Here is a 13,466-nt window from a genome sequence, read left to right as displayed (position 1 = left end):
TTCGCAGGGAGAGCGGGGAGAAAATAGCCCTCCCGCCACCGCTGAAATTAGGCTGGCAAACCCGGCAACCGCCCATTTTGCCAACTAGAATTTATCTATAGCCGTTTCGGCGCCGCAGGCGCCGCAATCCGTACACAAGGAGATGCGCATGACAACGCAACAACCCATCATCAAACTCCACGATGGTAATCTGATGCCGCAGTTGGGTCTCGGCGTTTGGCAGGCGAGTATTGAAGAGACCACCCGCGCGGTGAGCAAAGCGCTGGAGATCGGTTACCGCTCCATCGACACCGCCGCGATCTACAAGAACGAGGAAGGCGTCGGCGCCGCGCTGCAGTCCAGCTCGCTGCCGCGCAGCGACCTGTTCATCACCACCAAGCTGTGGAACGACGATCAGGGCGATCCGCTGGCGGCGCTGGAAACCAGCCTGGAAAAACTCAAGCTGGACTATGTGGATCTGTATCTGATCCACTGGCCGCGCCCGCAGCAGGATCAATACGTCTCCGCCTGGCGCGAGCTGATCAAACTGCGCGAGCAAGGCCTGGTGAAAAGCATCGGCGTATGCAACTTCCATACGCCGCACCTGCAGCGCCTGCTGGATGAAACCAACGTGGCGCCGGTGGTCAACCAGATCGAGCTGCACCCGCTGCTGCAACAGCGCCAGCTGCGCGCCTGGAACGCCACGCACCATATCGCCACCGAATCCTGGAGCCCGCTGGCGCAAGGCGGTGAAGGGGTGTTCGACCAGCCGCTGATCAAGGCGCTGGCCGAGAAATACGAGAAAACCCCGGCGCAGATTGTGGTGCGCTGGCACCTGGACAGCGGTCTTATCGTCATCCCGAAATCGGTCACGCCGTCGCGTATCCGCGAAAACTTCGAGGTATTTGATTTCAAACTCGATAAGGACGAGCTGGGCGAGATCGCCAAGCTGGACGTCGGCAACCGCCTGGGGCCTGATCCGGATACCCTGTAACCCCCTCAAGCCCTCTCCGGCCGGAGGGGGCTTTTCCTTCCCGCACATTGCTCCCTTGCGCCGCCTGACGTTATGATGACGACGCCGGAGGCTCCGCCCGCCGGTTCACGCCGTTAAAAAAACAGACAAGCACGGAGCACCATGAAATTTTCTTTCTCACACGGGTCACGGCTGGGCATGCTTTGCATCATGCTGGTGCTGGCGGGTTGCGCCGGCAAGAAACAGCGCGTCAGCTACGATCGCCACGCCTTCGACAGCGCCATTAAAGACGCCGCCAGCGAATACGGCGTGGACGCCAAGCTGATCACCGCCATGATCCAGGTGGAGTCCGGTTTCAACCCCGCCGCAGTGAGCAGATCCAATGCGATCGGCCTGATGCAGCTGAAAGCCGATACCGCCGGCTGCGATGCCTATCGCTACAAAGGCAAACGCGGCTGCCCGGACGACGATGACCTGCGGGATCCCGACACCAATATCGATCTTGGCGCCGCCTATCTGGCCACCTTGCAAAAACAACAGCTTAAAGGGATCGCCAATCCCGTCACGCTGCGCTACGCCACCATCATCGCCTACGTCAACGGCACCGGCGCGCTGCTGCGCACCTTCTCCAGCAACCGTCAGCAGGCCATCGCGATGATCAACAATCTGTCGCCGGAGGCCTTTAACTGGCACGTGCGCAAATACCATCCCGCGCCGCAGGCGCCGCGCCATTTGATGAAAGTGGAGGCCGCCTACGAGCAGCTGTGACGCTCAAAAGTAAAAAGGAGAACCCGGGGGTTCTCCTTTTTGTTTACGCACGCGGTGCGGCCGTTACGGCTTGGCTTTGCGAATCGGTTTGCGCGGCGGCCGGTTGGATGGCGTGCGCTGCCGATTGATATCGGTATGTTTGGTCAGCGCCGGCCGGGTATGGCGCTGCAGCCGTTTCGCTTCGCGCTGCTCGTCGATGCTCGGCGCTGGCACCAGACAATCGCGGCGGCTGCCGATCAGGTGCTTCAGGCCCATCTCTTCCAGCGCGGCGCGGATCAGCGCCCAGTTGGCCGGATCGTGGTAACGCAGCAGCGCCTTATGCAGGCGGCGCTGGCGATCGCCGCGCGGCACCACCACGTCTTCACTCTTGTACCCCACCTTGCTCAGCGGGTTTTTGCCGCTGTAATACATGGTGGTGGAGTTGGCCATCGGCGAAGGATAGAAGTTCTGCACCTGATCGAGGCGGAAACGGTTCTTCTTCAGCCACAGCGCCAGGTTCACCATGTCTTCATCACGGGTGCCCGGGTGCGACGAGATAAAGTATGGGATCAGATACTGCTCTTTGCCCGCCAGCTTCGAATAGTGATCAAACAGCTGCTTGAAGCGATCGTAACTGCCCATGCCCGGTTTCATCATCTTCGACAACGGGCCTTCTTCGGTGTGCTCCGGCGCGATCTTCAGGTAGCCGCCAACGTGGTGGGTCGCCAGTTCCTTGATATAGCGCGGATCTTCCACCGCCAGATCGTAACGTACCCCGGAAGCGATCAGGATCTTCTTGATGCCCTCCAGAGAACGCGCGCGGCGATACAGCTTGATGGTCGGCTCGTGGTTGGTATCCATATAGGTGCAGATCTCCGGATACACGCACGAGGCGCGGCGGCAGGTCTGCTCAGCGCGCGGGTTGGTGCAACGCAGCATATACATGTTGGCGGTCGGGCCGCCCAGATCGGAGATCACGCCGGTAAAGCCCGGCACCTTGTCACGGATCTCTTCGATTTCGCGAACGATCGAATCCTCCGAACGGCTCTGGATGATGCGCCCTTCATGCTCGGTGATCGAACAGAACGAACAGCCGCCGTAGCAGCCGCGCATGATGTTCACCGAGAAACGGATCATGTCATAGGCCGGAATGCGATCCTGGCCGTAGGACGGGTGCGGTACGCGTTGATAAGGCAGGGCGAAGACGCTGTCCATCTCCGGCGTGGTCAGCGGGATCGCCGGCGGGTTGATCCACACATAACGGTCACCATGTTTCTGCATCAGCGCGCGGGCGCAGCCTGGGTTGGTTTCATGGTGCAAAATGCGCGAGGTGTGCGCATACAGCACCTTGTCGCCCTTCACTTTCTCGAAGGACGGCAGCAGCACGTAGGTCTTCTCCCACGGCTTCGGTTTGGCGGCGCGCACCGTGACAGGCTTGGCTTCCGGCTCTTTCGGCTTGGCGCCGTCGGCGCACGGCAGATCCTCGCCGTACGGGTTCGGGATAGGTTCGATGCGGCCCGGTTTGTCGAGGCGGGTGGAATCCACGCCGCTCCAGCCCGGTAGCGCTTCTTTGCGCATCACCGCAGTATTGCGGATATCGTGGATATCGCCGATCTTCTCACCGGCGGCCAGACGGTGCGCCACTTCCACCAGCGGACGCTCGCCGTTGCCGTAGATCAGCATGTCGGCTTTGGAGTCCACCAGCACCGAGCGGCGCACGGTATCAGACCAGTAATCGTAGTGGGCGATGCGACGCAGACTGGCTTCAATGCCGCCCAGCACGATCGGCACGTCTTTATAGGCTTCTTTGCAGCGCTGGCTGTAGACCAGGGTAGCGCGATCCGGGCGCTTGCCGCCGACGTTGCCGGCGGTATAGGCATCGTCGTGGCGCAGTTTGCGATCGGCGGTGTAGCGGTTGATCATCGAGTCCATGTTGCCGGCGGTGATGCCGAAGAACAGGTTCGGTTTCCCCAACCGCATGAAGTCTTCTTTATTGCTCCAGTCCGGCTGCGCGATGATGCCGACGCGAAAGCCTTGCGCTTCCAGCATGCGGCCGATGATCGCCATGCCGAAGCTTGGGTGATCGACGTAGGCGTCGCCGCTGATGATGATCACGTCGCAGCTGTCCCAGCCCAGTTGATCCATCTCTGCCCGCGACATCGGTAAAAACGGCGCGGTGCCAAAACATTCGGCCCAATAAGGCTTATAGGAAAACAGTTCACGATCGGGTTGGATCAGGCTGGTGGTGCTCATTCTGCTGCTCTTTTTACAGGTTAATTAATCGCCGGGCGGCGATTATACGCACTAGTGGCAAAAAGAGCATGGTTATTTCGCTAACCGTTCACTTCGAATTCATAAACGTCGCTGCGGCACAAGATATCGCTGAACTCCAGCGCCTCACCCTGAGCGTTGCGGCTGGTTTGGATGATGTGCAACAACGGTGCGCCGCACGGCACGTTGAGCAGTTCGGCGACCTCGTCGCTGCAGGACACCGCCTTCAACAGAAAGTGTTTATCCTCCGGCACGATGCCGCGCGATTGCCATAACGCATACAGCGAGTGTTCCAGCTGCGCCGGTTCGGGCAAGAAGCGCGGTGGTATATAGGTGGTTTCCAGCGAGACCGGGCTGCCGTTCAGCAAGCGTAACCGCCGCAGTTTGATCACTTCATCCCCCTCCGCCAGTCCCAACGCCGCCGCGGCCTTGGCCGGCGCGCCGACTCGGGTGCGCAGCAGCCATCGATTGCTGACGCGGCTGCCATGACGCAGCGCCTGAGCGGTAAACCCGCTGTCCTTATCGAGGGAATAGCCGATGCGCATCGCCACGCGGGTGCCAACGCCCTGCTGCCGCGAAATCAGCCCCTTCTCCTCCAGCAGCTTCATCGCCTTGCTGACGGTGACACGCGACAGCGCCAAACCTTCCGCCATCTGCCGTTCCGGCGGCAGAAATGCCTCCGCCGCCAACACCTGCTGCCTGATCGCGGTTTCTATCGCCGTCGCCAGCTGAATATAACGCGGCGCTACCGCCCCCTGGGCCAGATGGCCACGCAGCCAGGCCATAAAATCCGTCATTCGCCCGCCCTCTTACCTATGCCATTTGTCTGGATTTCGTTTTTTATCCTATCGCCGATCCGGCGATAAGCCCCTCACCTTAACTAAAATATCGCTAATGTTTTCAGTGTGGCATCACAATTTTTGCCTAATGGACTTTCATTGGATCTAGATCGCGCGTAATCTGTGCTTATTGATGTTGATACATCAATCGCACCAACACCAGGGACCCACTTTAAAAACAATAAAAAACCCGCTGCCAGCCCTAAAGGATACCCTTGATGGCCGGTAGCGGGCCTATACTGTCAGCACAAACGGCCGAGAATAAGCAACGTAGCTAATGGATAGCCTGCTCACTGCTCATCGCCACATCACAGGATCCCCTCGCGGTGGGCGAACCGGATCGATGTCGGCAAATAGAAAGGTTCCCGCTTCGCCAAACCCCGCTGCAGACCCACTCTTTGACTACACTCATTGGCGCCGTGCGGCCGACGTGCCTCACCCGATAAGGCGGATACCGCCCTCATTTTGACAGACCCGGCGGCATCAGCCGCTACACACTGCGCGGAATCGGCGTCTTCACCGACAACGGGATAGCCGGCCTCAACCGCGCCAACGGAATCGATTTTCAGTCAACTGCGGCGGCCCTCGCGGCCCTGCGCAACAGGGATCATTTGCTATGACCGATATCAATCGCAATGAAGCATGGAAGGTAGAAAGCACCGGTATCGACCGGGTGCCGGACGCGGAACAGACCGGTAAGCCCATCGAGCTGTTTTGGATCTGGTCGGCGGCCAATATCGGTATTCTCGGCGTGGTGTACGGCGCCATCATCGTCGGCTTCGGCTTATCCTTTCTGCAATCGGTACTCGCCGCGCTGGTCGGCGTCGCCAGCTTCGTGCTGGTCGGCCTCACCAGCTTCGCCGGCAAGCGTGGGCGTACCTCTACGCTGACGCTCTCGCGAGTGATTTTCGGGCTGAAGGGCAACGTGGCGCCCACCCTGTTCAGTTGGATCAACCTGATGGGCTGGGAAGCGGTCAACGTGATCACCGGCACCCTGACGCTGGCGGCGCTGTTCGAGGCCTTCGGACTGGGAACCAACCACCTGCTGACCGCGCTCAGCCTGCTGCTGTTCGGCGGGCTCACTGTCGTCGTCAGCCTGCTGGGGCAAAATACCGTGGTCTGGATGCAAAGCTGGTTCAGCCGCATCTTTGGCACCATGACGCTGATCGTGGTGCTCTATATCCTGTTCAATACCGAGTGGAGCCAGGTGCTGGCGCTGCCATCCGGCAGCTGGCTGACCGGTTTCCTGCCGGCGGTATCGGTGATCGCCGCCGGCACCGGCATCAGCTGGGCAATCGCCGGCGCCGATTACAGCCGCTATCAAAGCCCGAGCTCGTCGAGCAAAGGCATTTTCGCCGCGGTGATGGGCGGTGCCTGTTTGCCGCTGATGCTGCTGATGCTGGCCGGTATTCTGCTTTCCGTGCAGCTCCCCGATCTGGCCAGCGCCGCCAACCCCATCGCGCTGATAGGCTCGGTGCTGCCCGCCTGGATGGCCATCCCTTATCTGCTGGCCGCCACCGCCGGCATCGTCACCATCGCAGTGCTCAGCCTGTATTCCGCCAGCCTTAACCTGCTGACCATCGGCGTGCAGGTCAAACAGTGGCTGGCGGTATCGATCGACGCCGTGGTGGTGCTGGGCATCGCCCTGTATGTCCTGTTCATCTCCGGGGATTTCATGGGGCCGTTCATCTCCTTCCTGGTGTTCTGCGGGGTGTTCCTGGCGGCCTGGGAGGCGATTTTCCTGCTCGATTACCTGTGCCTGCGCCGCCGCCACGGGTATGATGGCAACGCTTTGTACGGCCTGCATGGCCAGAACCGCGGCGTGCGCAAAGCCCCGCTGTTCTGCTGGTTCCTCGGCGCCCTGTGCGGCCTGCTGGTCACCAAAACCGGTTTTATCGACGGCCCGCTGGCCAAAGGCTTGTTCGCCGACTCCAGCCTGGGGCTGTTTGTGTCGTTTGCGGTTAGTCTGATCGCTTACGGTCTGTACCTGACCCAACGCAGAGAACATCAATGAATGAGTGGGAAGCTGTAACACCTGTCCTGGTGATGGGGGGCGCGGTCGGCGATCTGGTGATGACGCTGCCCCGCCTGCCGACCAGCGGCGAAGATATCGAAGCCCAGCCGCAGGCGCGGCAAATCGGCGGCTGCGCGTTCAACGTAGCGCGCGCGCTGACGCGCCTTGAAGTTCCGGTGATCAACGGTATGCCGGTCGGCAACGGCGAATGGGGCGCGGCGATCGAAGCCGCCATGGGCGAACTGGGGCTGGAGGTGCTGTTGCGCCACGGTCAGATGGACAACGGCTGGTGCCTGGCGCTGGTGGAACCGGACGGCGAACGCACCTTTATCACGGTTTCCGGTTGCGAAAGCCAATGGAATAAAGCGCAGCTGGCGACCCTGCCGCTGACGGAACACACGCTGATCTACGCCAGCGGCTACGAGCTGGCCGGCGAAAACGGCGAAGCGCTGCGCGAGTGGTTGACGCGCATGCCGTTCGACCAACCGCGCCTGATCGATCCCGGCCCGCGCATCGCCCAGCTCAGCGAAGATTTCTTCGCCATGCTCAGCGACAGCCACACCCTGCTGACGCTTAACCGCGACGAAGTGGCCACGCTGTGCGGCGCCGGCGACGCCGTGGAGGCCGCACAGCGCTATGCCGCCGCGCGTAATCTGACGCTGATTTGCCGCCTGGATCGCGACGGCGCATGGATCTGCGACGGCCGCACACCGCCGCTGCACGTTCCGGCCTATCCGGTAGAGGTCGTTGACACCATCGGCGCGGGCGATGCCCACTGCGCCGGTTTGCTGGCAGGCCTGTCCGCCGGCTGGCCGCTGCCGCGGGCGGTCGATCTGGCCAACCGGGTCGCCGCTTGCGTGGTGGCCAGCCTCGGTGCCGCCAATCCGCCGGACCGGCAGCAGCTGCAACAGCGCTTCCCGCAGGCCTGACGTTTCAGGGCGCAGCAAAGCCGCGCCCTCTGCCTCACTGCGCCGCCGCCGCGTTCTCCTGCGGCCGGTGGCGATAGTTGAAGCTCAGCGCGAACACAATCCCCAGCACCAGCGTATACAGCGCAAACACCAGCCAGATGCTCTGCCAGTCTTTCACGCCGTCATGGCTGAAGAAGTCCACCACCTCACCGCTGGCGAGCGCCCCCAGATAGGCGCCCAAACCGTTCACCATGGTCATGAACAGCCCCTGCGCGCTGGCGCGGATGCGGTGATCGGCCTCCTTCTCGACGAAGATGGCGCCGGAGATATTAAAGAAGTCGAACGCACAGCCGTAGACAATCATCGACAGCAACAGCAGCACGAAACCAAAGCCGACCGGCGTGCCGTACGCCAGGAACAGAAAGCGCAGCGTCCAGGCCGCCATGCTGATCAGCATCACCTGCTTGATGCCGTAACGGCGCAGGAAGAAGGGTATGGTGAGGATAAAGAACACTTCAGAGATCTGCGACAGCGACAGCAGCACCGCCGGATACCGGACGCTGAGGCTGTCCTGATACAGCGGATTGAGCGACAGATCGTGCAGGAACGGGTTGCCGAAGGTATTGGTTATCTGCAGCGCCGCACCAAGCAACATGGCGAACAGGAAAAACAGCGCCATGCGCCGCTGGCGGAACAACACCAGCGCATCCAGCCCCAACACGCTCACCCAGCTCTTCGACTCGGCCGCGCGGTTGGTCGGGCAGCGCGGCAGCGTCAGCGAATAGGCGGACAGCAGCAGTGACGCCGCAGATGCCAGATACAGCTGCAGATTGCTGAGCTCGATGCGGCTGAAACCGACCAACCACATCGCCAGAATGAACCCCACGGTGCCGTACACCCGCACCGGCGGAAAGTCCCTCACCGTGTCAAAGCCGTGCTTTTCGAGGCAAAAATAGGAAATGGCGTTGGAGAGCGCGATGGTCGGCATATAGACCATGGCATTGAACAGCATCACCCAGAACATCAGCATCGGTTGCTCGACCTGCGCCGCGCAGTACAGCGCCAGCGCCCCGAGCAGGTGGCAAAGCGCATACAGATAGTTGGCCTTCATCCACCGGTCGGCGATGATGCCCGCCAGGCCCGGCATGATCAGCGCCGCAATGCCCTTGGCGCTGTAGACCATCCCCACCTGCATGCCGCTGAAATGCAGCGTGTTGATCATGTAGGAGCCCAGCGTCACCAGCCAGGCGCCCCAGATAAAGAACTGCAGGAAAATCATTACCTTCAATCGTGTTTTTATCGCCATCGCCATCACCTTGTTATTATGCTTTCAACGATGATTGGTGCGGCGGGCCCCCTGCAGCCCGCCGCCGGTTTGCTTGCGGTGTTACAGCGTTTTGAACAGCTCGCGGATCAGGCGCATGAAATCGTCCGCCGCCAGCGCCGCGCAGCTGAGCGTTTGTTCGTGAGAAAGAGGCGTATCCGACAGCCCTTCGGCGTAGTTGGTCATCGCGGACACCACCAGCACCTTGAGGCCACAGTGCCGCGCCGTCAGGACCTCCGGCACGATCGACATCCCCACTACGTCGCAGCCCAGGGTCTGCATCATGCGGATCTCCGCCGGCGTTTCGAAGTTCGGACCGGTGTAGGCGGCGAATACCCCTTCCGCCAGCGGGATGCCCGCGCTTTCGGCCACCGCCGCCAGCCGGGCGCGCAGATCGCGATCGTAGGCGTTCGCCAGGCTGAAGAAGCGCGGCCCGAAGCGATCGTCGTTGGCGCCGACCAGCGGTGATTCCGGCATGAAATTGATGTGATCGGTAATGGCCACCAGGCTGCCCGGCGCCACCGAACGGCGCAGCGAACCGGCGGCATTGGTCGCCAGCAGGAATTCGCAACCCAGCAGTTTGAAGGTGCGCACTGCGGTGGTCATCACCTGCATGCCACGCCCTTCATAGAAATGACCGCGCCCTTTCATGCACAATACCGGCACGCCCTCCAGCTTGCCGGCGACCAGTTGCCCGGCGTGGCCGGCGACGCCGCTCACCGGGAAGCCCGGCAGCTCCGCGTAATCGAGGGTGACGGTTTCGGTCATCACCTCCGCCAGGGCGCCGAGCCCGGAGCCGAGAATCAAGGCCGCTTTCGGCTGGAAACCCGGCAGGCGTGCGCGGACGACATCGGCGCAGATAAAAGCATCTTCTTGATTAAACATCGTATTCTCTCTTTCAGCGGGGGATAATAAGCCCCATAGTAGAGAGCGAGGCGCGGCCGAGACCAATACATTCTTGGCGGCCGATTTATTCCATTTACCTATAAGTTGAGCTGCGTCACAAGGAGGCGATACCCCGTATGAATCCGCCCCATGCCCTGCCCGATCCCGGCCGGATTAACTTCCGCCTGCTGCACTATTTCCGCGTGGTGGCGGAAGAGATGAACTTCACCCAGGCGGCGCGGCGGCTGAATATGTCACAGCCGCCGCTCAGCAAGCACATCAAGGAGCTGGAGAGCCAGCTCGGGGTGGTGCTGTTCAAACGCACTACCCGCTCCATGACGCTGACGCCGGCCGGCCGCACGCTGCTGCGCAACGTCGAGCGGCTGCTGGATCAGGCCGACAGCGCATTGCATCAGGTGCAACAGATGGGGCGTGGCGAAGGCGGCCACATGGTGGTCGGCATGGTCGGCACCTCGGCCTGGGGCGGCCTGATCGCGGCGCTGCGGCGGTTCAGCGAGCGGAGCGCCGGCGTCACCTGGTCGTTGAACGAGCTGACGCCCAGCCAGCAAATCGCCGCGCTGCAAAAGCGGCATATCGACATCGGGGTCTGGCGAGAGGCGCAGCAGCAGACGCTGCCGGGGTTAACCTGCCAACGGTTGGCAAGCGAGAGCATCGCCGTGGTGCTGCCGCTCGATCATCCGCTGGCGCGGCAGGAAAACATCCCGCTGGCGGCGCTGCAGAACGACAGCTTCATCGTGCTGCCGCCGCATGAGGCCAGCCTGGGGCTGTATCTGCACAATCTGTGTCTGCAGCAGGGATTTTTGCCGGACGTCGCTTATCAGGTCAACGAACCGCAGACCCTGCTGGCGCTGGTGGCGGAAGGCTGCGGCATCACGCTGCTGCCGGACAGCTACGGCCGCATCCCGTGGCCCGGCGTACGCTTTTGCTCGCTGCAACAGGCGCCGCCGGCGGATTTATACGCGGTGTATCGCACCGACAGCGTCACGCCGGTGGTGCAGGCCTTCCTGGAAATGCTGCGGGCGCCGTAAGCGGCCCACAGCGCAGATTACATCGTCGGCTGCACCATCAGTTGGCCGGCGGTGCCGCGATCGGCCATCTCCAGCGTCTGGCTGTAATACAGGAACGGGAAGTGTTCGGAGGTAGGTTGGTTGAAATACACCAGCAGCTCGACGTCGCCATCGACCCAGACGGTGTCCTTCCAGCCGCGATCTTCCGCCATCGGCTGCGCGCCGTTGACGCGTTTGATCAAGAACTGCACGCCCTGAATATGGAACGCCTGCGGCGTATCCGCGTGAATGTTCCAGCGTTCCCAGGTGCCTTGCTGCGCCTGTACGTCGATGCGGTTCATGTCCCAAATCGCGCCGTTGATGCCGACGCCGCCGTCGCCCAGGCGGAAATCGCGGGTGCGGCTGGCGCTGCCGTCCAACAGCTGATCCGCCAGCAGGCGCATCGGCAGGTTGTCGGTCACCAGCGGCAGCAGGCCGGTCGGGCGCAGCGTCAGCACCTGGGTGGACACCAGAATGCTCGACGGCTCGAACAGGCCGCGCAGGCGATCCATGATGCCCGCCGCTTCACCGGCGGTGATGGTCACCTCCTCGCCCTTCGACATGTCGATCAGCACTTCCCGGCGTTCGCCAGGCGCCAACGACAGCTGCTGCACCGCGACCGGCGCAGGCAGGAAGCCCTGATCGCTGGCAATCACGTTGAACGGCCGCCCGTCGCTGAGCTGCAGGGTATAGCGGCGCGCGTTGGAGGCGTTAAGCAGGCGCAGACGCACCCAGCCGCGCGACACGTCGACATACGGGTTTTGCACGCCGTTGACCAACAGCGTATCGCCGACGAAACCGCCCTGCGACGGTGCATCGTATTGCGGTGTGCCGAAGTTATCGAAGCGTTTGTCCTGAATGATCAGCGGGAAATCGTCGACGCCGTAGTGGTTGGGCAGCGGCAGCGCTTTGCTGACGGCATCTTCCACCAGCCACAGCCCGGCCAGCCCGTTGTAAACGTGCGGTGCCATACGGTTCGGCGTGTTGGCATGGTACCAGCAGGTGGCCGCCGCCTGACGAATGGGCAGCACCGGCGACCAGTCGACGTTAGGCGACATCATGCGCGGCGCGCCGCCCATCAGCGTGCCTGGCACCTGCAGACCGCTGACGGTCATCGCTACCGGCTCCTGCAGGCGGTTGCTGTAGATCAGTTTGACGTCGTCACCGCTGTAAACCCGCACCGTCGGCCCCAGGTACATGCCATTGATGCCCCACACCGCCGCTTTGCGGTTATCCATAAACGCCCAATGGGCGCGCTGCAAGGTCAGGAACAGCGGCTGACCGCGGCGAGACTCCAGCAGCGGGGGAATGGGTAACGGGGTCTGCGTTCCGCTCGCCTCAGCCCTCAGCGGCACGGCGCCCGCGCACAGCGCCAGGCCCGATGCCTGTAAAAACTGACGTCGACTGAGTGACATATTTTCTCCATGAAAAGCAATAACTAAACCGTGTGCAAAACCCAAACGCCCGCCAATCAAGATTAGCAGGCGTTCAGGCGTTAACGGCGCTGAACGCCAATTAAAATCCTATTCTTTGAAGCCGGTAGACTCTTATTTTTTGGCGGCGTTGCGCTGGGCGACTTCGGCGTCCAATTCGGCGATTTTCGCCTCCATCAGCTCGCGGCAATGGGCCGCCAGCTCGCGCACGTTTTCTTTGCCGTATTTGCTGGTATCCACCGGCGCCAACATCTCGACGATCACATGACCGTTATTCCAGCGATTAAGATTTATATTACCGCTGGTGGTCGATACGCAGATCGGCACAATCGGCACGCCGGCGGCGATGGCCGCGTGGAACGCGCCGGTTTTAAACGGCATCAGCCCACGACCGCGGCTGCGGGTCCCTTCCGGGAACATCCAGATCGAAATATCTTTCTTTTTGAACTGCTCCGCCACCTGGGCGATGGTGCCGTGCGCCTTGGCGCGATTATCACGATCTATCAGCAGATTACCGGTCAGCCAATACAGCGGGCCGAAAAACGGGATCCACACCAGACTTTTTTTACCGACGGTCACGGTGCGCGGCTGCACGATATTGGAGGCCGTCACCATGTCGTAGTTATTTTGGTGGTTGGCGATATAGATGCAGTTGCCATTGTTGGCCGCATCGGCCGGCACGCGGGTTTCAACCTTGATGCCGAACAGCGTCGACAGGCGGCCGAAAAGATGGCCGAAGGTCGCCACATGGCGAGGGTTGCGCGGGCTGAACAAGCAATAAACAGAACCGAAAATACACACCAGAATACAGAAAAGAGTGGCGAGAACGGCACGCAAAATCAATAACATAACAACCTCATTAGCACACTGCCAACGCAGTTTACTTCGCTGCGCAGATTCCTTTACTCATTATTTGCCGGCCAGGCGGTAAGCACGCCGATGTCGCCTGCATTTCTCGCTATTTTCCTGCCAGGCGGCAGTACGCACAATAATTTTATGCGCAGAAATGTTAACTATTTGGAAAAT

Annotated in this window: 11 protein-coding genes; 5 read left to right on the top strand and 6 right to left on the bottom strand. The window is 61.3% G+C overall.

Annotated features, from left to right (window positions below; genetic code table 11):
- The first annotated feature begins 148 nt into the window (after positions 1 to 148).
- Positions 149 to 973, top strand: coding sequence for a 2,5-didehydrogluconate reductase DkgA (gene dkgA / locus ACMGF7_RS11160; protein ID WP_004937289.1), 825 nt, complete (start codon positions 149 to 151; stop codon positions 971 to 973).
- A 141-nt stretch (positions 974 to 1,114) separates the two neighbouring features.
- Complete coding sequence (locus ACMGF7_RS11155; RefSeq protein WP_049241526.1) at positions 1,115 to 1,720, top strand: transglycosylase SLT domain-containing protein; 606 nt, start codon at positions 1,115 to 1,117, stop codon at positions 1,718 to 1,720.
- Between the two features lie 63 nt (positions 1,721 to 1,783).
- On the opposite strand, the gene ACMGF7_RS11150 is transcribed toward ACMGF7_RS11155, so the two are convergent.
- Together ACMGF7_RS11150 and ACMGF7_RS11145 are read right to left on the bottom strand one after the other, a co-directional pair.
- Positions 1,784 to 3,952 (bottom strand): YgiQ family radical SAM protein, encoded by a 2,169-nt coding sequence (locus tag ACMGF7_RS11150; protein WP_004937285.1) that lies wholly within the window; start codon positions 3,950 to 3,952, stop codon positions 1,784 to 1,786.
- Between the two features lie 80 nt (positions 3,953 to 4,032).
- Positions 4,033 to 4,767 (bottom strand): GntR family transcriptional regulator, encoded by a 735-nt coding sequence (locus ACMGF7_RS11145; RefSeq protein ID WP_004937283.1) that lies wholly within the window; start codon positions 4,765 to 4,767, stop codon positions 4,033 to 4,035.
- Between the two features lie 658 nt (positions 4,768 to 5,425).
- On the opposite strand from ACMGF7_RS11145, the gene ACMGF7_RS11140 reads away from it, so the two are divergent.
- Together ACMGF7_RS11140 and ACMGF7_RS11135 are read left to right on the top strand one after the other, a co-directional pair.
- Complete coding sequence (locus ACMGF7_RS11140; protein WP_049241523.1) at positions 5,426 to 6,823, top strand: purine-cytosine permease family protein; 1,398 nt, start codon at positions 5,426 to 5,428, stop codon at positions 6,821 to 6,823.
- Positions 6,820 to 7,752 carry a PfkB family carbohydrate kinase gene (locus tag ACMGF7_RS11135; RefSeq protein WP_049241521.1) on the top strand — a complete coding sequence of 311 codons (933 nt, stop codon included), beginning with the start codon at positions 6,820 to 6,822 and terminating at the stop codon, positions 7,750 to 7,752. Before ACMGF7_RS11140 ends, ACMGF7_RS11135 begins: the two co-directional genes overlap by 4 nt.
- A gap of 34 nt (positions 7,753 to 7,786) precedes the next feature.
- Here the strand turns inward: ACMGF7_RS11135 and ACMGF7_RS11130 are convergent, their stop codons facing one another.
- Together ACMGF7_RS11130 and xapA are read right to left on the bottom strand one after the other, a co-directional pair.
- Entirely contained in the window at positions 7,787 to 9,037 is a 1,251-nt protein-coding gene (locus ACMGF7_RS11130; RefSeq protein ID WP_049241560.1) for a nucleoside permease, read from the bottom strand.
- Positions 9,038 to 9,118: 81 nt separating this feature from the next.
- Positions 9,119 to 9,940, bottom strand: a complete 822-nt coding sequence (gene xapA, locus ACMGF7_RS11125) for a xanthosine phosphorylase (protein WP_197763837.1) — start codon at positions 9,938 to 9,940, stop codon at positions 9,119 to 9,121.
- 137 nt (positions 9,941 to 10,077) lie between these two features.
- Between xapA and ACMGF7_RS11120 the strand changes: the two genes are divergently transcribed.
- A complete protein-coding gene (locus ACMGF7_RS11120; protein ID WP_197763836.1) occupies positions 10,078 to 10,989 on the top strand; it encodes a LysR family transcriptional regulator in 912 nt (303 codons plus the stop codon).
- A 17-nt stretch (positions 10,990 to 11,006) separates the two neighbouring features.
- Here the strand turns inward: ACMGF7_RS11120 and ftsP are convergent, their stop codons facing one another.
- Both ftsP and ACMGF7_RS11110 read right to left on the bottom strand, forming a co-directional pair.
- Positions 11,007 to 12,422 carry a cell division protein FtsP gene (gene ftsP, locus ACMGF7_RS11115; protein WP_004937270.1) on the bottom strand — a complete coding sequence of 472 codons (1,416 nt, stop codon included), beginning with the start codon at positions 12,420 to 12,422 and terminating at the stop codon, positions 11,007 to 11,009.
- A 132-nt stretch (positions 12,423 to 12,554) separates the two neighbouring features.
- Entirely contained in the window at positions 12,555 to 13,289 is a 735-nt protein-coding gene (locus tag ACMGF7_RS11110; protein WP_004937266.1) for a 1-acylglycerol-3-phosphate O-acyltransferase, read from the bottom strand.
- Positions 13,290 to 13,466 lie beyond the last annotated feature (177 nt).

This window comes from Serratia sp. BNK-17 (genome assembly GCF_048684935.1).
Taxonomy (GTDB): Bacteria; Pseudomonadota; Gammaproteobacteria; order Enterobacterales; family Enterobacteriaceae; genus Serratia; species Serratia nematodiphila.
This window is presented reverse-complemented; position numbering and strand designations above follow the sequence as displayed.

What these genes read in the sequence shown, in the direction of transcription:
- dkgA (WP_004937289.1), top strand. Translation starts at nt 149, where the DNA reads ATGACAACGCAACAACCCATCATCAAACTCCACGATGGTAATCTGATG.
- ACMGF7_RS11155 (WP_049241526.1), top strand. Translation starts at nt 1,115, where the DNA reads ATGAAATTTTCTTTCTCACACGGGTCACGGCTGGGCATGCTTTGCATC.
- ACMGF7_RS11150 (WP_004937285.1), bottom strand. Translation starts at nt 3,952, where the DNA reads ATGAGCACCACCAGCCTGATCCAACCCGATCGTGAACTGTTTTCCTAT.
- ACMGF7_RS11145 (WP_004937283.1), bottom strand. Translation starts at nt 4,767, where the DNA reads ATGACGGATTTTATGGCCTGGCTGCGTGGCCATCTGGCCCAGGGGGCG.
- ACMGF7_RS11140 (WP_049241523.1), top strand. Translation starts at nt 5,426, where the DNA reads ATGACCGATATCAATCGCAATGAAGCATGGAAGGTAGAAAGCACCGGT.
- ACMGF7_RS11135 (WP_049241521.1), top strand. Translation starts at nt 6,820, where the DNA reads ATGAATGAGTGGGAAGCTGTAACACCTGTCCTGGTGATGGGGGGCGCG.
- ACMGF7_RS11130 (WP_049241560.1), bottom strand. Translation starts at nt 9,037, where the DNA reads ATGGCGATAAAAACACGATTGAAGGTAATGATTTTCCTGCAGTTCTTT.
- xapA (WP_197763837.1), bottom strand. Translation starts at nt 9,940, where the DNA reads ATGTTTAATCAAGAAGATGCTTTTATCTGCGCCGATGTCGTCCGCGCA.
- ACMGF7_RS11120 (WP_197763836.1), top strand. Translation starts at nt 10,078, where the DNA reads ATGAATCCGCCCCATGCCCTGCCCGATCCCGGCCGGATTAACTTCCGC.
- ftsP (WP_004937270.1), bottom strand. Translation starts at nt 12,422, where the DNA reads ATGTCACTCAGTCGACGTCAGTTTTTACAGGCATCGGGCCTGGCGCTG.
- ACMGF7_RS11110 (WP_004937266.1), bottom strand. Translation starts at nt 13,289, where the DNA reads ATGTTATTGATTTTGCGTGCCGTTCTCGCCACTCTTTTCTGTATTCTG.